Source organism: Lacinutrix gracilariae (assembly GCF_042684485.1).
In the GTDB taxonomy this organism is placed as follows: Bacteria; Bacteroidota; Bacteroidia; order Flavobacteriales; family Flavobacteriaceae; genus Oceanihabitans; species Oceanihabitans gracilariae.
Window position 1 is genome coordinate 708,728 of record NZ_JBHULM010000007.1, and the last position, 16,421, is coordinate 725,148.

Sequence of the window (16,421 nt, forward strand, 5' to 3'; positions counted from 1 at the left end):
TAATCACTTAACGCTTTCCAATTAAAAAAAATAGTATACATATAATGATTTCTAAACAAGACATAATAAAAAGATTTGTAGGCTACGTAACTGTAGATACAGAATCAGACCCAGAAAGTAAAACCACACCAAGTACAGCAAAACAATGGGATTTAGCAAATGCTTTAGTGGAAGAACTTAAAGCTATTGGTATGCAAGATGTAAGCATTGACGACAAGGCATACATTATGGCAACTTTACCAAGTAATGTAGACCATGAAGTACCAACTATTGGTTTTATTTCACATTTTGATACTACGCCAGATTTTACAGGAGCCAATGTAAAACCGCAAATTATTGAAACTTATGACGGAAAAGACATTGTTTTAAATGAAGCCGAAAACATTGTACTTTCTCCTGATTATTTTGAAGATTTATTACAATATAAAGGACAAACTTTAATTACTACAGACGGAACTACACTTCTAGGTGCAGATGATAAAGCAGGAATTACCGAAATTATTTCTGCTATGGAGTACCTTATTCAGCATCCTGAAATTAAACACGGAAAAATTAGAGTTGGTTTTACTCCTGACGAAGAAATTGGTAGAGGAGCACACCATTTTGATGTTGAAAAATTTGGAGCAGATTGGGCTTACACTATGGATGGAAGCCAAATTGGGGAACTAGAATACGAAAACTTTAATGCTGCAGGAGCAGTTGTAAAAGTAAAAGGTAAAATTGTACATCCTGGTTATGCAAAAGGTAAAATGATAAATTCTATGTACATAGCTACAGAATTTATTAATTCACTACCAAGAATGGAAACTCCAGAACATACAGAAGGTTATGAAGGTTTCTTTCACCTGTATTCTATAAATGGGGAAGTTGAAGAAACGGTTTTACAATACATTATTCGTGATCATGATAAAGAGCATTTTGAAGCACGAAAAGAAATGATGCAAAAACTAACCAATGAATTAAATACGCAGTATGGTCGTGAGGTAGTTTCTATTGAAATTAAAGACCAATACTTTAATATGAAAGAAAAGGTTGAACCTGTAATGCATATTGTAGATATTGCTGAAGAAGCAATGAAGCAACTAGATATTAAACCGCTTATTAAAGCTATTCGTGGTGGTACAGATGGTTCGCAATTAAGTTATATGGGTTTACCTTGTCCTAATATTTTTGCTGGAGGACATAATTTTCATGGTCGTTATGAGTATGTTCCTGTAGAGAGTATGCTAAAAGCTACTGAAGTAATTTGTAAAATAGCAGAACTTACTGCGCTTAAAAAGTAAGACACCAAGTAAATACACATGTTAGAATTGGGTATTCCTTTTAGCCAATTATTTACAAACGCAATACTGTATACAAAAAGCCATAACAAACTTGTTATGGCTTTTTGCTTATACTACTAAATCTCTTTTAGTTTAATTCTTATCCTCTTCTTCTGGTTTTATAAACTCAGACTGGTATTTTTCTAAAAACTGCTTTTGTCTAGCAATCATTTGCTGTGTTATTCTATCCATATCCATAAAATCTTTGCCAAAATCACTTCCAAAAAAATCAGCATTAAAAAACTGTTTACTAAAAAGAGAATCGTTAGCAAAAATATCTTCAAAACCTTGATTTTTAAATCCTGAAAAACTGCTATAGAATCTAGATTTAAAAGATTGCATTAAACTATCTCTATCTGCATCTTTTAAATGGTCGTATTTGTTATTAGAAGACCAAGAATAAATGCTATCATATCTAATTAAGTTTCCGTTTTCATCAAATTCTTTATCTACTTTCCAAGATCCTTCAGGTTTTTCTACTAGGTTATTTTTTTGGTCTTTGGTGTCTATATTTTGTTCTTTGTTTACTTGTCCATTACAACTAATGCTTAACATGGCTATAATGCACAATACCATATACTTTTTCATTTTATAAAAATTTTATGTTATACATTATAAAGTTTATTTAACCTTATGTTTTAAAAAGACCTCCTGTTTTGATGCATTTTATTAATTTATTTTGGTGAAACACTTCTACATTTCTTTCTCCATTGGTATACCAAACACATTGCAAATAGCTGTTATTATTAACCAGATCTAAAAGAGTATCTTTTTTTGAAACATATTTGAGTACTTCCATTTTTGGAGCAGCAAATTTTCCTTTTAATTTCACCCAATCTCCTGGTTTAAATTTTCTTGGCATAACCTTATTATTTTAATGATTACTATGAATTATAAGCATAAGGCTGAAAAAATTCAGCCTCATACTCTGTACTTCAATTAAAACAACAATAGCCTTATGAAATTTTAATGCTTCTTGGAGGTTTTTGTTTAGCTTCTTCTTTTTTAGGTAAAAGAACACTTAAAATGCCATCGTTATAACTTGCTTTTATTTGATCTTCATTTACACTTTCTGGCAAGGTAAAGGTTCTTTTAAACGAAGAATAGCCAAATTCTCTACGTGTGTAGTTTTCTTCTCTTTGTTCCTTTTCTTCTTTAACCTCTGTAGAAATAGATAATTCTTGATTTTCTAGGTCTATTTTAAAATCAGATTTTTTTAAACCAGGAACAGCCATTTCTACCATAAAAGCATCTGCTGTTTCTTTAATATTTACCTTTGGTAAGGTAATGCCTGTATTAAAATTAGAGGTAAATACAGATGGTAAATCTCTATTAAAAATATCCTCTAACCAATTAGAAATTGTTGGGAAGTTTGCATTTGAATTTGTGTTTGCTAAACTTCCGTTTTTAGGAACATTAACTAAATTGCTCATAATTACAAAATTTTAAATTAAACATTATTTCAAATTCGAAACCTTAGAGATTCCGTTTTAATATTTTCAAAAAAAATACCAAACCAAGTATAGCTTGTTTTTCTGTTAAAATTATTTTAAAAAACAAGGCTATTTCTGTCATTTTTTCAGAATCACTTCCATTGAATCCCTTTAAAAATGCCATTTTTTCATTTTTTTATACTAAAAAGTAATCCTTATTATTGTTATTGCTGTGTAGAATTTATTGCATAAAAAAAGAGTCTGCCTTAATAAATAAGACAGACTCTTTGATTTAAACCCAGTGTATTGTTTAAAAATTATACGTTAAAACTCCTGCAAAGTTTCTAGGATCTGTTTGGTTTATATAAGTGGTTCTGTATGCATTATAGCCAATTTTATTAAACACATTATTAACTAATAATCTTGCACTCCAGTGTTTGTTAAATCTATAACTAGCTTGTGCATTAACTTGTGTATAAGCATCTACATAAAAAGGCTCTTGATTTGGCACAATACCTTCATGTGTTACAGCTCCTGAGCTCCAATCATTAATAGGTCTTTCGCCTGTATAATATACTCCTGCTCCTAAAGACAATCCTTCTAATTGCTTTTTAAAGCTATAATTAGCATATACATTAAAAGTGTGTTTTGGTGTATTTAATGGTGCAGAACCATACACATAAGAAGTATGTTCTTTATACTGCGCATCTATATAAGAGTATCCAGTAATTACTTCTAAATTATCTAAAATACGTCCGCTAAGCTCTACTTCTACTCCTTTTCTTTCGTCGTTTCCTCCTTTTTGATAGTAACCCGTTTCTACCCAGTTTTCATCATACACAGGTAAATTAATATCTTTATTATTAATTTTAAAGAAAGTAAAGTTAAAACGTAAACGACTATCTAACCAATTGGTTTTAATACCTGCTTCTAATTGATCATAACGCTCATTACCTAATTCTTCGCCATTTACATCTAAACGAGTTGCTGTTCTTGGGTAAGAACTGTTGGTGTATGATGCAAATACATTTACGTTTTTAAGAGGTGTTACTATTACTCCGAATAAAGGATTAAAAGCATCACTTTCTGTAGTTTCTGTAGCAGTTATGGTTTGTGTTTTACTATATCTAAAACCAAAAAATGTTTTTAAATACTTATTAAAAGTAACTACATCTTGTGCTACAAAACCTAATGCTTTAGATTTTGCTCCTGCTACACTTGCATCACCAAAAGCTAAATTACTTGGTAGTGTATGTGTATTGTTTGTAAATACATCTATACTATCTACAGTAGAAACGCTTTGTGAAAAGGTACTATAATCTGAGGTTCTATAATCAAACCCAACTTGAAAAGTGTGCGAAAGACTTCCTGTTTTTAAATCATCACCAATAACGTCAAATTGTAAAACACTGTTATCATCACTTCTGGTAGAAACAGCATATCCTCTTGCACGTTGGTTATAAATAGGATCTCCTAAATCATCACTTACCACACTACCTAAACTTGCTCCTTTATCATCTAAATCTAATTTAGATTTATAAAAAGCAGCTTTTAAGCTTAATTTATCGGTTAATTCTCTATTAAATCGAATAGCATAAGTGCTATTAGTAGTTAAAGATTTATCATTTTCAAATCCTAAAAACTGATCTTCAGGTAAATCATAAATATTATTTTCATCATCTTCACTTAAATTTACTGTACCTACATCTGGAGTTCTACTATCTTCAAAATAATCCATTTCAAAAGTAACTGTAGTTTTATCATCTACTTTCCACTCTAATGAAGGATTAATATAAAAACGATCTGAAGAAATTCCGTTTCTATAGCTATCTGCTCTTTCTAAAGCTCCATCAATTCTAAAAGCAAGGTTTTCGTTTTTTGTAAGCGGACCAAACACATCAAAAGTAGTTCTTGCTTGTCCGAAACTTCCTGCTCTTAAAGAAACATTACCACCATAATAGTACTTAGGTGTTTTAGTTACAATATTAATCACTCCTCCAGGACTACCTAAATCTGTTGCTACACCTTGTGTTATAGATGCTGCACCTTTTAATACCTGAATATTATCTACACCTTGCATATCTGTTAAAATACCTGTTCCTCTAAAATCGGAATGTACACGAACACCATTTTTTAAAATTGGTATTCCTCTAAATCCACGAGAAGACATACTCTCTCTTTTATTACCATAGGTTGCAAAAGTATACACACCTGGTACATTTTTAGTTGCATCAGAAATAGTTAGGTTACCTTGTTGCGTAATTAACTTATCTGAAATAATAGATATACTCTGTATTTGCTCATAAGGCTCTAAAGGTAATCTAGTTAAAGCTTCAATTTTATCAGGATGCTTAAAACGATTACCAAAAACCTCTACCTCATCAATACTACCATCCTTTGTTAGTTGTACCTCTATAAACTGTTGGCTTTTAGTATCTATTAGTATTTGTTTTTCGACCTTTTTATACCCAATAGAAGAAATTACTAAAGTGTAATTTCCTGGCTCTAAAGCATTCATTACAAAAACACCATTTGCATCAGCAGAAACACCTCTACTTGTATTTTTAACAAGTACAGTAGCAAAAGGAATGTCTTCATTATTTTCATTTACAATATGACCTTCTAGTTTTGTTTGCGCAAAGGAGAACTGCACAAGTAAAGCAAAAAGAAAAAATAATTTATTATTCATGGTTTTATTATTTGGATTGATTTTAAATAAAGGCGCAAATATAAAACCCAGAAGAGAAAAAACAAACTTTATTTAGACCTAATAAAAATAAACTTATTAGCTATCTGAATGTCAACAACATACGCTAAAAATAATTTTGAATACTATTTATGTATATTTGTTTACCATTATAATACGTATGAAAAAAGTAAGTTCTGTTGAAGAGTATATAGAAACAAATAGCCATTTTAAAGAAGCTTTACAAAAGCTTAGAGAAATAGTTTTAAAAACCAATCTGGACGAGTCTATAAAATGGTCTGCTCCTACTTATAGTTTAAACGGAAAGAACATTTTAGGGCTTGGTGCCTTTAAAAAGCATTTCTGTATTTGGTTTTTTAATGGTGTGTTCTTAAAAGATGAAAATCAATTATTAGAACAAGCTAAAGAAAAAACGAAAGCATTACGCCAAATGCGATTTTCATCTATTGAAGAAATAGCACCAAATATAGTTTTAGCTTATATAAAAGAAGCCATAGAAAATCAAAAACTAGGAAAAGAAATAAAGGCTGTAAAAACCACAAAAAAAGATGTTGTTATTCCTACAGAATTAAAAGATGCTTTGAATGGCAATAGCTCAGTAAAAGAAGCTTTTAAAGCACTTTCTCCTGCTAAACAACGTGAGTATTGCGAACATATAGCATCAGCTAAAAGAGCAACTACAAAACAGTCTAGAATAGAAAAGATAAAACCTATGATTCTTAAAGGTGCAGGTTTACATGATAAGTATAAGAATTGTTAGGTATTAGGTGTGAGTATAGAAAAGAAAAAAGCTTCAAAGAAAAAATCTTTGAAGCTTTTTTTATATAATGAAGTATGTAAAACTTACTTCTTACTTTCTGTTGGTGATACGTTTAAGTTTTTACTTAATTCCATAGAAATGGCAGAACGATCAAACTTTAGCTTTCCAGCCATAGTTTCAATAACACAACTGTTATCTTTTTCGTTTAAATCTGCTATTTTACCATGCAAACCACTTTTAGTAATTACTTTATCTCCACGTTTAAGTTCGCTAGCAAACTTTTTTTCTTGTTTTGCACGTTTCATTTGAGGTGCAATCATAAAAAAGTAAACTACAGCAAACATTGCTATAAACGGTAAAAATTGTCCTATTTCTCCCATTCTAATTAATCGTGGTTATGACCTTCGTGACCTGGTTGAGTACTTGACTTTACAGGAGCAGCTGCATTTACAGAACCTGCTGGTACAGTTTGTGTACTTTTATTAACTGCATTAGGATCTGCTTTTACAAAAGCTTTAATTTTAACAGTTTCTTTACCTGTTTCTGTATTAGCTGTTACAGTAATTGTTTTTGTAATAGCGTTTTTACCAGAACCATTATACTTTACAGTAAATTTACCTGATTCTCCTGGAGCTAAAGGCTCTTTAGACCAATCTTGAGGTACAGTACAACCACATGTACTTTTAATGTTTGTTATAACTAAAGGTGCTTTACCTGTGTTTTTATAAGTAAATACAGTTTCTACTGGAGTTTTAGCTTCAATTTCACCAAAATCATGCTCTGTTTTATCAAAAGTTAAAACAGGAAAGTTTGTTGCACTTGCATCTCTTTCTGCTGCTTCAGCAACGTTTTGTTCATCAATTTTTTTTGAGGCATCTTCTTTACATGAAGTAAAAGCGATTAAGCAAAATGCGCTTAAACCTAATAATACTTTTTTCATAATTCTATTTTTATATTTACAAAGTTATTTTGAAACGTAAATGTAATAAATTTTATATTTACAGCAATCCTCTACCTATTTTATTTAACTTTTTTTCTGCCTCGTATTGCTTAACTAATTTGTCAAGAACTCCATTTATAAACACACTACTTTTAGGTGTAGAGTATTCTTTAGCTATTTCTAAATACTCATTAATGGTAACTTTTACAGGAATAGAAGAAAAGTGTAACAGTTCGCAAATTCCCATTTGTAGTAAAATATAGTCTATACTAGCAATACGTTCTGCGTCCCAGTTTTTTGTTTTACTATCTATTTCGGCATTTAGCTTGCTTTGTTTTAAAATAGTTTTAGTTAATAAATCTATAGCAAACTTTTTATCATCATCGTCTTTATATAAACTAGGTACAAAGTGCGTAGGCTTTACATTAGCTTTTACCTTTTTTAATAATTTTAAAATGGCTGTGTTTATTATAGGTAAATCATCTAACCAAGTTAAATTTTTATCTTCAATATACTCGTAAAGCTTTTCGTTAGGTGCAATAATTTCTTTAAAAACATCTACCACAAAGTCTTTATCCTCTTTAAAGGTTGATGTTTTTGTTTGCATGTATTCTGCATACAAATCACTAGCAAGTATTTCTCTAAAAAGAATATCTACATATTCATCATCTAACTGCCAATTGGTAATATTATGCGAGTAGATAGCTTCTAGAAGAGCAGGATCTCTTTTTAGTAGTAAAAATACTTCGTTATTAATAAATTTCTTGTTGGGATCTTTATCTTCTTTAGTAGCAAGAAGCTTTTTTTGTGTTTTTTCTATATTGATTTCTGCTTTTTTATGTACCTCAATTAATAAGGACATTAGGAGCAAATATAGATGGTACATACCATCAATACTGTTAAGTAAAAACTTTTGGTCTTTACTAAAATCATCACTTTCACCTCCTTTAAAAGCATAAAGGATTTGCATAACTTTAATACGAATGTGTCTTCTATTAAGCATATAAAAAAGAACTTTGTTTAAAAAAGGCGAAAGTAGTTACTTTCGCCTTGATATAATAGTATTTTAATAAGAATTATTTAGAATTTTCATTCTTTCTTGTTTCAATTCTACTTTTTGCAATATTGAGAGCTGCTTGATTAGTAGTAATATCATTCATTTCTGCATTAGATAAAATTTCTAATGTAGTGTTATAGATATTTTCTGTTTTACGAACAATTTCTTGTTTATCGTAACCTTCTAATTCTGCATAAACATTAATGATTCCTCCTGCATTGATTAAAAAATCTGGTGCGTAAACAATTCCTTTATCTTGAAGAATTAAACCATGTTTTGCTTCTTCTGCTAATTGGTTATTTGCTGCTCCAGCAATTACTTTAGCTTTTAGTTTATTAATGGTTTCGTCATTAATAGTTGCTCCTAAGGCACAAGGTGCGTAAATATCTACATCTTCGCTATAAATATCGTTTCCTGTGTAAATAGTTGCTCCGTATTTTGCACTAGCTTCTTGTAAACGTTCTTGGTTAATATCAGAGATAATAACTTTTGCTCCTTCTTTAGTTAAATGATCAACTAAAGATTCACCAACGTGACCAATACCTTGAACAATTACTTTTTTACCATCCAGCACATCGCTTCCAAATTTATATTTAGCAGCAGCTTTCATTCCCATATATACACCATATGCAGTAATAGGTGACGGATTTCCTGCTCCACCTTTACTTTCAGAAATACCAGTTACATAAGGAGTAACTTCATGCACTAAATCCATATCAGCAGTTTCCATACCAACGTCTTCTGCAGTAATATACCTACCACTTAAAGAATGTACAAATTCACCAAACTTTTTCATTAGTTCTGGTGTTTTTTGTGTTTTAGCATCTCCTATAATTACGGCTTTTCCTCCTCCAAGGTTTAATCCAGTAATTGCAGACTTAAAAGTCATACCACGAGAAAGTCTTAATACATCGTTTAAGGCTTCCCATTCATTATTATACTGCCACATTCTAGTTCCTCCAAGTGCAGGACCTAATACTGTATTATGAATACCAATAATTGCTTTTAAACCTGTATCTTTGTCGTTGCAAAAAACAATTTGCTCATGATCATCGAAAGAAAGTTGTCCAAATACAGGATCTACTTTTTTAAGATCTTTTGCGTTAATAACGTCTGAAACCATTTAATTTATATTTAAAGTTAGGGTTGTTCTTTTGATAAATTCAAAAAAACAATATGCAAAATTAAACCAATATTCACATAAACGCAATAAAAATGATGTTAAATTATGAAATTGATAAAAATAAAAAATAATCCTATTTCTGTAAATGAAAGAATTACAGCACTTAAATAAGTACTTCTTAAAGTACAAATTTAGTCTAATCTTTGGTATATTAATAACAATAGCCTCAAAGATTTTTTTACTTTATACACCTAGACTTATTAGAAAATCTATTAATGTAGTAGATGAGTACAGAAAAGGAAGTATTACAGATATACAATTAGTAAAAGCAGAGCTATTAGAAAACATCCTTTATATCATTGGTGCTGCTTTAATTACAGGTATTCTTACTTTTTTTATGCGTCAAACCATTATTAATGTATCTCGTTATGTTGAATATGACTTAAAAAACGAAGTGTACCAACAGTACCAGAAACTGTCTCTAAATTTTTACAAAAAAAATAGAACAGGAGATTTAATGAACAGAATTAGTGAAGATGTTACTAAAGTACGTATGTATGCAGGACCAGCAATTATGTACAGCATTAACACCATTACACTGTTTATAATTGTTATTAGCTCGATGTATAGTCAAGCACCTAAATTAACTTTATACACGCTAATACCATTACCTATTTTATCTATTATTGTATTTAATGTAAGTAAAGAAATACATAAACGCAGTACTATAGTACAGCAGTATTTATCTAAACTATCGACTTTTACCCAAGAGTCTTTTAGTGGTATTTCTATTATTAAAGCTTATGGTATGGAGCCACAAACTTTTAATAATTTTGATGTACTATCTACAGAAAGCAAAGAAAAACAATTACATTTAGTTAAGGTACAAGCGCTTTTTTTTCCTACCATGATATTACTTATTGGTATCAGTAACTTAATTGTAATTTATATTGGAGGACAGCAATATATTAACGGAGAAATTAAAAGTTTAGGTACTATTGCAGAGTTTATTATTTATGTAAATATGCTAACATGGCCTGTAGCAACCGTTGGTTGGGTTACCTCTATTATACAGCAAGCAGAAGCATCACAAAAAAGAATAAATCACTTTTTAACCATAGAACCAGAAATACAAAACAAAGCAAGTGAACCTTCTAAAATTCAAGGAAACATCACTTTTAAAAATGTATCTTTTACTTATGACGACACTAATATTGAAGCCTTAAAAGATGTAAGCTTTACTTTAAATTCTGGCGAAACCTTAGCTATTATTGGTAAAACAGGTTCTGGAAAATCTACCATTTTAGATTTAATAGGAAGACTCTATGATATTAAATCAGGAGAGTTATTAATTGACAATACACCTATTGACCAGGTAAACCTAAACAGTTTAAGAGAAAGCATTGGTTATGTACCACAAGAAGCCTTTTTGTTTAGCGACTCTATTAATAACAATATTAAATTTGGAAAAGAAGACGCTACAGATGAAGAAGCAATACAAGCGGCAAAATATGCACAAGTACATAAAAACATTATAGGCTTTACTAAAGGATATGAAACGGTTTTAGGTGAAAGAGGAATTACACTTTCTGGAGGACAAAAGCAACGTGTATCTATTGCTAGAGCCATACTTAAAGATCCACAAATATTATTATTTGACGACTGTCTTTCTGCTGTTGATACAGAAACCGAAGAAAAAATACTTAAAAGTTTAAACAAGTTATCTAAAGGAAAAACAACAATAATTGTTAGTCATAGAATTTCATCAGCTAAAAATGCAGACAAGATAATAGTTTTAGATGACGGAAAAATAGTACAAGAAGGTACGCATGATAGTCTTACAGCACAAGAAGGATACTATAAAAGCTTGTATTTAAAACAATTATCTAAAAACACATAGCAATATTTAGTAGTACAAATCTGCCAATAATAATGCCTAAATCAAATATTTAAAAGATTTATAACAATTAGTTGGTTGTTATCTATTTTTTTTTGATTTTTGAAAATCTATTAATTAAACTTAATATAAAATACAACACTATGAATACCAATGGCATGATGGAGAAAGAGGAAATTTATTCTAAAGTATTAAGAGCAGGAAGACGCACTTATTTTTTTGATGTTAGAGCAACAAAGGCAGGAGATTATTACTTAACAGTTACTGAAAGTAAAAAATTCACTAATGATGATGGGTCTTTTCATTATAAAAAACATAAAATCTATATATACAAAGAAGATTTCTCTGAATTCAATAGCATTTTAGCAGAAATGACAGATTATATTATAGCTGAAAAAGGAGACGAAGTAATTAGCGAGCGTCACCAAAAAGACTTTAAAAAAGAATATCATACAGAAAACACAAATACATCTGAAACTACTGAAACTCCTGAAGTTTCAGAAACTGTAGAAAGCAGATTTACAGATATTGATTTTGATGATATTTAAAATCTAAGAAAATGTTTAAAGTTAAAACCGTTGCTATTAGTAACGGTTTTTTTTGTTTTAAAAACTCCCCTACTCTTTTAACTTCTTGTAGAAATTGAAACGTACCAGCTTATTACTCAAAGCGAAAACATAATAAAACCTAGAGTTATAGCACAAAAGACGAAGCTTCTTTTGTAATATTTAAACCTTTACATAAAACAGGGTTAAAACAGAAAGTACTACAGCATAAAGGATGGCTATTTGCCAACCCACTAAAGCAGCAACAATACCAACAAGAATAAAAAACCACAACGGAAACAAGGTTATATACACTGCAAACCTAAAGGTTGCTACAAATTCTATTTCTTTAATTTTTGGTTTCACAAAAGATTTCCATATTAAAAAGGGAATAAAAAATTGAACTAGAAGTAGGTATTTAAGAACCGTTTTTACATAACTTTTATTTGGTCTCTCTTTTTTCTGGCAGGATTTAAAATTAGATGCAATACAGGTATTTACTGCTTCAGGATTTAAAAAATCTACTGGAATTTCTTCTAACCTACTAGCTATAGCTTCATAATTATCTGAAGGAATATGTGTAGTTAATTTACAAATAGCCTGATACACATCTTCCTTTAGTTTAATAATAGCTTTATTTTTATCTGTAGACAGGTAGTTTTTAGCAGGAATAGGTTTTCCGAAGAAAACAGAAGTGCTATCTACAAAATCATCTGCTTTGTTATAATTAATTCCTACAGGAATAATTTGTAAATCTATTTCTGGATATTTCTCTAGAGTTTCAAAAACAATTCGTGTAAACCCTTTACTCAAAGGCCTCACGCTTCGGTTAATATGGTGGTTTCCTTCAGGGAAAATAACAACCGTTTTATTTTGGCTTAAAACCTCTGTACAAGTTGAAAATATAGAATTATTATTGCTAATACTACTCCAACCATCTCGAATTCTGTATACAGGAAGCATTTGTAAACTACGTAAAAACTTGCTGATTATTGGTTTATTAAAAACCGAAGCACGTGTTAAAAAGTAACAAAATCTACCCGATTTAGTAGCGATTAACAAAGGATCTATTAATGCGTTCTGATGGTTTGCTAGAAATAAAACAGGTTTGTTTTTTGGTACCTGCTGTACATTATACACTTTAAAACGTTTATAATAACAGAATAGCCCAATGCTAAGATATGTTTTAAAAAAATAGAGCCAGAGTTGTTTCACGAAGTTATTTTTTTGATTTTGAAGACCAATACAAAGAAAGACATAATCCAGAAATGATATGCCAAATTCCCCAAAAGGCAGCAATTAAAGCCATTCCGCCAAGTCCGTTAAAGAAAGTAAAAATAAGTAATAAACCTAAACCAGAGTTCTGAATTCCGGTTTCAATAGCTAATGTTTTTTGGTTTTTAAAAGACAACCTTAAACCTTTTGCTACAAAAAAGCCTAGAGCAAGCGCTAAAATATTATGGCTAATACCAATAAGTAATACTTTATCAATATAGCGATTAAAGATTTCTAAATTGTTTGCAAAGGCAATAATAACAATGGTTACAAAGACTAGTATAGAAAAAGGTTTTAGTATTTTAGAAAGTTTTTTTGCTAGATCAGGAAATTTACTTTTTAAGGACATACCTAATACTAACGGAATTCCTAAAATGAGAATGATTAGTTTTACTAATTCTAAAAAATTAATTTCTACGTTTTGTAAAAGTTGCGCTGTTGGTTGGTATAAATTACCATAAAGCTGAAAGTTTAATGGCGTTAAAAACATTGCTAAAAACGTTGCAAAAGCTGTTAAGCTAACCGAAAGTGCTGTATTTCCTTTTGCAAGATGTGTCATAAAATTAGAAATATTTCCGCCAGGACAAGCTGCAACCATCATCATACCAAGAGCAATACTTGGGTGAGGTTTTATAAGCAACACAAAAAAATAAGTAACTAAAGGTAAAAGTACAAATTGCAACACAACACCAAGTATAACCAACTTAGGCGATTTAAATAATTGTTTAAAATCATTTAATGTTACACCAAGAGAAACACCAAACATTACCACTGCAAGTGCAATATTTAGCACCCAAAGATTCGTGGTGTCAAAATTAATTTTTACTGCATCTAACTCTATCATATTTAAGCAACAGTAGTTCCGTTTTTCACTTTAATTTCAGGATTTAATAAAATTACATCTTTATTATTTACAGCACCTAAAACTAGGCATTCGCTCATAAATTTTCCTATTTGTTTTTTCTTAAAGTTTAAAACAGCAACAATTTGCCTGTTAAGTAAATCTTCTTTTGTGTATAAAGTTGTTATTTGAGCCGAAGATTTTCTTATTCCTAAGGTTCCGAAATCTATGGTAAGCTGGTAAGCAGGATTATGTGCTTCGGGAAAATCATTTACTTCAATAATGGTTCCTACACGAAGATCTACTTTGGTAAAATCTTCAAAAGTTATGGCTTGTTTCATTTTATATTTAGTTAGTGAGTGTTAATATATTGATTTTTTATAAGGTAATGCACTTTGGTGCTTAAAATTGAATTTATAAGTTCTTTTCTGTGCCCTTTTTTAATGTTTTTGTGGTTTATTTTTTCAATAAAAAATCATTTTACGAAAGGCTTACTATTGTAGGAGAAATCGATTATTCAAAAGATGTTTTATATAAATTGAGACTCCCTTTTTTATGAATTTTCATTCCTTTTTACTAACTTAATGAATTATTTTAAAACAAAATTATTATGGCAAATACACCTTCTAATATGCTTCCGTTAGGCACAAAAGCACCAAATTTTGAATTGTTAGACACTGTTTCTAATACAACATTAAGTCTTCAGCAGTTACAAGGAAAAGCAGCAACTGTGGTTATGTTTATTTGTAACCATTGTCCGTTTGTGCTTCATGTAAACCCTGTTTTGGTAGCAATGGCAAACAAGTATACTACTAAAGGCGTTTCGTTTATAGCAATTTCTAGTAATGATGCTAATAAATATCCGCAGGATGCTCCAGAAAAAATGACAATTCATGCTAAGGAAAACCACTATCCTTTTCCTTATTTATATGACGAAACACAAGAGGTTGCAAAGGCATATGATGCTGCCTGCACACCAGATTTGTATGTTTTTAATGCTGATTTGGATTTAGTGTACAGAGGACAATTAGACGACTCAAGGCCTGGAAATGGTATTGCTGTTACAGGATTAGATTTAAGTCATGCTTTAGATTGCGTACTAAATAATACGGAAAATGAAAAACTTCAAAAACCAAGTATAGGTTGTAATATTAAGTGGAAAAACTAAAAAATTATGGCACATTTTGAACTATCTAAAATACTGCATAACAACCAAGAGCAAGTAAAAATTGATTTTGAATATAATTTTGAAGTAAAGGAGTATGTAAAGCAATTTCCGTTAGTAAAATGGAGCAATACACATGGCACTTATTATATTCCGTTTAGTAAAACAAATGTGAATAATTTGTATAAACATTTAAGAGCAAAACAGCATGTGGTGGATTATAGTTTGCTACTAGAGGAAGGCTATAAAAAGAATGAAAAGCCTAATGCTGATAAAAATTTAAATGCTTTAAAAGAAGATTATTTTGAGCCAATTAAAGGATTTGTAAAATGGATGCATCAAAAAAGATATAGTTTAAATACCATACAAACTTATGAATCTATGCTTATTGTGTTTTTTAAATTTCATAACACAAAACGAATAGAGGATATTACGAATGCAGATTTAATAGATTTTAATACTAATTATATTTTAGCAAATAATTACTCTTACACTTACCAAAACCAAATGGTTAATGCTATTAAGCTTTTTTACAAGCAAACGCATAATATACATATTGATATAGAGACTTTAGACAGGCCAAAAAAAGACAAGCGTTTGCCCGAAGTTTTAAGTTTAGACGAAGTAAAAGAAATTTTATTTAGTGCCACCAATTTAAAACACAAAACCTTGCTGTGCTTGTTATATTCTTGCGGATTGCGAATTGGCGAAGCATTGCATTTAAAACTTACTTCTTTAGATCTAGAACGCAGATTATTACATGTAAAATCAGGAAAAGGTAAAAAAGACAGATATGTACCTTTATCTATTACCATGATTTCGATATTACGAAAGTATTATAAAAGTTATAAACCAAAGCAATTTTTATTTGAAGGACAGCATGGTGGCGAATATTCGGCAGTAAGTTCAAGACAAGTATTACGTAGAATAGTAAAACGAACACATATTAAAAAGCACGTTACGCTGCACACTTTACGACATAGTTACGCGACACATTTGCTAGAAAACGGAACAGATCTTAGGTTTATACAGGAACTTTTAGGGCATAACAGTCCGAAAACCACCATGATTTACACACACGTAAGCACCATAAGTTTAGAAAAAATCAAGAATCCTTTTGATGATTTTGAAATTTAATCTACATTTAAAAAAATATAAACGCTGTATGAATACATTGATTTACATCTCTTTTAGATGCAAAACGATGTGTTTTACGAGTATATAAACTAGTTAGCCATAATTTGAAAAATGACCGTATTAACAGAAAATCAAGTAACTGAACTTTGTGTTTTTATAGAAAACCGAATTGAAAAAATCGGATGTGACCACTCATTGAAAAACACTTTTGAATGGGCT

General features: G+C 30.2%; 18 protein-coding genes. 6 read left to right on the plus strand and 12 right to left on the minus strand.

Annotation, left to right across the window (positions count from 1 at the left end):
- The first annotated feature begins 44 nt into the window (after nt 1-44).
- Nucleotides 45-1,283: a peptidase T gene (gene pepT / locus ACFSSB_RS06145; RefSeq protein ID WP_379902101.1), complete on the plus strand. Its 1,239-nt coding sequence runs from the start codon at nt 45-47 to the stop codon at nt 1,281-1,283.
- A 132-nt stretch (nt 1,284-1,415) separates the two neighbouring features.
- Here pepT and ACFSSB_RS06150 read toward each other — a convergent pair whose 3' ends face one another.
- From ACFSSB_RS06150 to ACFSSB_RS06170, 5 genes are all read right to left on the minus strand, one after another.
- Entirely contained in the window at nt 1,416-1,910 is a 495-nt protein-coding gene (locus ACFSSB_RS06150) for a hypothetical protein (protein WP_379902103.1), read from the minus strand.
- 43 nt (nt 1,911-1,953) lie between these two features.
- Entirely contained in the window at nt 1,954-2,184 is a 231-nt protein-coding gene (locus ACFSSB_RS06155; protein ID WP_379902105.1) for a hypothetical protein, read from the minus strand.
- A 94-nt stretch (nt 2,185-2,278) separates the two neighbouring features.
- Nucleotides 2,279-2,755: an Hsp20/alpha crystallin family protein gene (locus ACFSSB_RS06160; RefSeq protein WP_379902107.1), complete on the minus strand. Its 477-nt coding sequence runs from the start codon at nt 2,753-2,755 to the stop codon at nt 2,279-2,281.
- A 43-nt stretch (nt 2,756-2,798) separates the two neighbouring features.
- Nucleotides 2,799-2,939, minus strand: coding sequence for a hypothetical protein (locus ACFSSB_RS06165; protein WP_379902109.1), 141 nt, complete (start codon nt 2,937-2,939; stop codon nt 2,799-2,801).
- Nucleotides 2,940-3,065: 126 nt separating this feature from the next.
- Complete coding sequence (locus ACFSSB_RS06170; RefSeq protein ID WP_379902110.1) at nt 3,066-5,444, minus strand: TonB-dependent siderophore receptor; 2,379 nt, start codon at nt 5,442-5,444, stop codon at nt 3,066-3,068.
- Between the two features lie 178 nt (nt 5,445-5,622).
- On the opposite strand from ACFSSB_RS06170, the gene ACFSSB_RS06175 reads away from it, so the two are divergent.
- Nucleotides 5,623-6,222 carry a YdeI/OmpD-associated family protein gene (locus ACFSSB_RS06175; protein ID WP_379902112.1) on the plus strand — a complete coding sequence of 200 codons (600 nt, stop codon included), beginning with the start codon at nt 5,623-5,625 and terminating at the stop codon, nt 6,220-6,222.
- Nucleotides 6,223-6,305: 83 nt separating this feature from the next.
- Here the strand turns inward: ACFSSB_RS06175 and yajC are convergent, their stop codons facing one another.
- The 4 genes from yajC to ACFSSB_RS06195 all read right to left on the minus strand — a co-directional run bounded on the left by yajC (nt 6,306) and on the right by ACFSSB_RS06195 (nt 9,342).
- Nucleotides 6,306-6,602, minus strand: a complete 297-nt coding sequence (yajC, locus tag ACFSSB_RS06180; protein ID WP_379902114.1) for a preprotein translocase subunit YajC — start codon at nt 6,600-6,602, stop codon at nt 6,306-6,308.
- 5 nt (nt 6,603-6,607) lie between these two features.
- Nucleotides 6,608-7,162, minus strand: a complete 555-nt coding sequence (locus ACFSSB_RS06185) for a DUF1573 domain-containing protein (RefSeq protein WP_379902116.1) — start codon at nt 7,160-7,162, stop codon at nt 6,608-6,610.
- A 58-nt stretch (nt 7,163-7,220) separates the two neighbouring features.
- Nucleotides 7,221-8,132: a transcription antitermination factor NusB gene (gene nusB, locus ACFSSB_RS06190; RefSeq protein WP_379902118.1), complete on the minus strand. Its 912-nt coding sequence runs from the start codon at nt 8,130-8,132 to the stop codon at nt 7,221-7,223.
- Between the two features lie 106 nt (nt 8,133-8,238).
- Nucleotides 8,239-9,342 (minus strand): Glu/Leu/Phe/Val family dehydrogenase, encoded by a 1,104-nt coding sequence (locus tag ACFSSB_RS06195; RefSeq protein WP_379902120.1) that lies wholly within the window; start codon nt 9,340-9,342, stop codon nt 8,239-8,241.
- Nucleotides 9,343-9,487: 145 nt separating this feature from the next.
- Here ACFSSB_RS06195 and ACFSSB_RS06200 point away from each other — a divergent pair, with 145 nt between their 5' ends.
- Together ACFSSB_RS06200 and ACFSSB_RS06205 are read left to right on the plus strand one after the other, a co-directional pair.
- Nucleotides 9,488-11,242: an ABC transporter ATP-binding protein gene (locus ACFSSB_RS06200; RefSeq protein WP_379902122.1), complete on the plus strand. Its 1,755-nt coding sequence runs from the start codon at nt 9,488-9,490 to the stop codon at nt 11,240-11,242.
- A 140-nt stretch (nt 11,243-11,382) separates the two neighbouring features.
- Nucleotides 11,383-11,787, plus strand: coding sequence for a PUR family DNA/RNA-binding protein (locus ACFSSB_RS06205; protein ID WP_379902124.1), 405 nt, complete (start codon nt 11,383-11,385; stop codon nt 11,785-11,787).
- A gap of 180 nt (nt 11,788-11,967) precedes the next feature.
- Here the strand turns inward: ACFSSB_RS06205 and ACFSSB_RS06210 are convergent, their stop codons facing one another.
- The 3 genes from ACFSSB_RS06210 to ACFSSB_RS06220 all read right to left on the minus strand — a co-directional run bounded on the left by ACFSSB_RS06210 (nt 11,968) and on the right by ACFSSB_RS06220 (nt 14,241).
- Nucleotides 11,968-12,924 (minus strand): 1-acyl-sn-glycerol-3-phosphate acyltransferase, encoded by a 957-nt coding sequence (locus tag ACFSSB_RS06210; protein WP_379902126.1) that lies wholly within the window; start codon nt 12,922-12,924, stop codon nt 11,968-11,970.
- A gap of 79 nt (nt 12,925-13,003) precedes the next feature.
- The gene (locus tag ACFSSB_RS06215) at nt 13,004-13,903 is read right to left on the minus strand and encodes a bile acid:sodium symporter family protein (protein ID WP_379902128.1); all 900 of its coding nucleotides are present in this window, start codon (nt 13,901-13,903) and stop codon (nt 13,004-13,006) included.
- A gap of 2 nt (nt 13,904-13,905) precedes the next feature.
- Entirely contained in the window at nt 13,906-14,241 is a 336-nt protein-coding gene (locus ACFSSB_RS06220) for a tRNA-binding protein (protein ID WP_379902130.1), read from the minus strand.
- Between the two features lie 269 nt (nt 14,242-14,510).
- On the opposite strand from ACFSSB_RS06220, the gene ACFSSB_RS06225 reads away from it, so the two are divergent.
- Both ACFSSB_RS06225 and ACFSSB_RS06230 read left to right on the plus strand, forming a co-directional pair.
- Nucleotides 14,511-15,068, plus strand: coding sequence for a thioredoxin family protein (locus tag ACFSSB_RS06225; protein WP_379902132.1), 558 nt, complete (start codon nt 14,511-14,513; stop codon nt 15,066-15,068).
- A gap of 6 nt (nt 15,069-15,074) precedes the next feature.
- Entirely contained in the window at nt 15,075-16,202 is a 1,128-nt protein-coding gene (locus tag ACFSSB_RS06230) for a tyrosine-type recombinase/integrase (RefSeq protein ID WP_379902134.1), read from the plus strand.
- The last annotated feature ends 219 nt before the right edge of the window (nt 16,203-16,421 follow it).

Bases quoted from the DNA above. Each gene is read 5' to 3' on its own strand.
- ACFSSB_RS06150 (WP_379902103.1), bottom strand. From the start codon at position 1,910: ATGAAAAAGTATATGGTATTGTGCATTATAGCCATGTTAAGCATTAGT.
- ACFSSB_RS06200 (WP_379902122.1), top strand. From the start codon at position 9,488: ATGAAAGAATTACAGCACTTAAATAAGTACTTCTTAAAGTACAAATTT.
- ACFSSB_RS06195 (WP_379902120.1), bottom strand. From the start codon at position 9,342: ATGGTTTCAGACGTTATTAACGCAAAAGATCTTAAAAAAGTAGATCCT.
- ACFSSB_RS06175 (WP_379902112.1), top strand. From the start codon at position 5,623: ATGAAAAAAGTAAGTTCTGTTGAAGAGTATATAGAAACAAATAGCCAT.
- ACFSSB_RS06220 (WP_379902130.1), bottom strand. From the start codon at position 14,241: ATGAAACAAGCCATAACTTTTGAAGATTTTACCAAAGTAGATCTTCGT.
- ACFSSB_RS06165 (WP_379902109.1), bottom strand. From the start codon at position 2,939: ATGGCATTTTTAAAGGGATTCAATGGAAGTGATTCTGAAAAAATGACA.
- ACFSSB_RS06215 (WP_379902128.1), bottom strand. From the start codon at position 13,903: ATGATAGAGTTAGATGCAGTAAAAATTAATTTTGACACCACGAATCTT.
- ACFSSB_RS06225 (WP_379902132.1), top strand. From the start codon at position 14,511: ATGGCAAATACACCTTCTAATATGCTTCCGTTAGGCACAAAAGCACCA.
- ACFSSB_RS06205 (WP_379902124.1), top strand. From the start codon at position 11,383: ATGAATACCAATGGCATGATGGAGAAAGAGGAAATTTATTCTAAAGTA.
- pepT (WP_379902101.1), top strand. From the start codon at position 45: ATGATTTCTAAACAAGACATAATAAAAAGATTTGTAGGCTACGTAACT.
- ACFSSB_RS06230 (WP_379902134.1), top strand. From the start codon at position 15,075: ATGGCACATTTTGAACTATCTAAAATACTGCATAACAACCAAGAGCAA.
- nusB (WP_379902118.1), bottom strand. From the start codon at position 8,132: ATGCAAATCCTTTATGCTTTTAAAGGAGGTGAAAGTGATGATTTTAGT.
- yajC (WP_379902114.1), bottom strand. From the start codon at position 6,602: ATGGGAGAAATAGGACAATTTTTACCGTTTATAGCAATGTTTGCTGTA.
- ACFSSB_RS06170 (WP_379902110.1), bottom strand. From the start codon at position 5,444: ATGAATAATAAATTATTTTTTCTTTTTGCTTTACTTGTGCAGTTCTCC.
- ACFSSB_RS06155 (WP_379902105.1), bottom strand. From the start codon at position 2,184: ATGCCAAGAAAATTTAAACCAGGAGATTGGGTGAAATTAAAAGGAAAA.
- ACFSSB_RS06160 (WP_379902107.1), bottom strand. From the start codon at position 2,755: ATGAGCAATTTAGTTAATGTTCCTAAAAACGGAAGTTTAGCAAACACA.
- ACFSSB_RS06185 (WP_379902116.1), bottom strand. From the start codon at position 7,162: ATGAAAAAAGTATTATTAGGTTTAAGCGCATTTTGCTTAATCGCTTTT.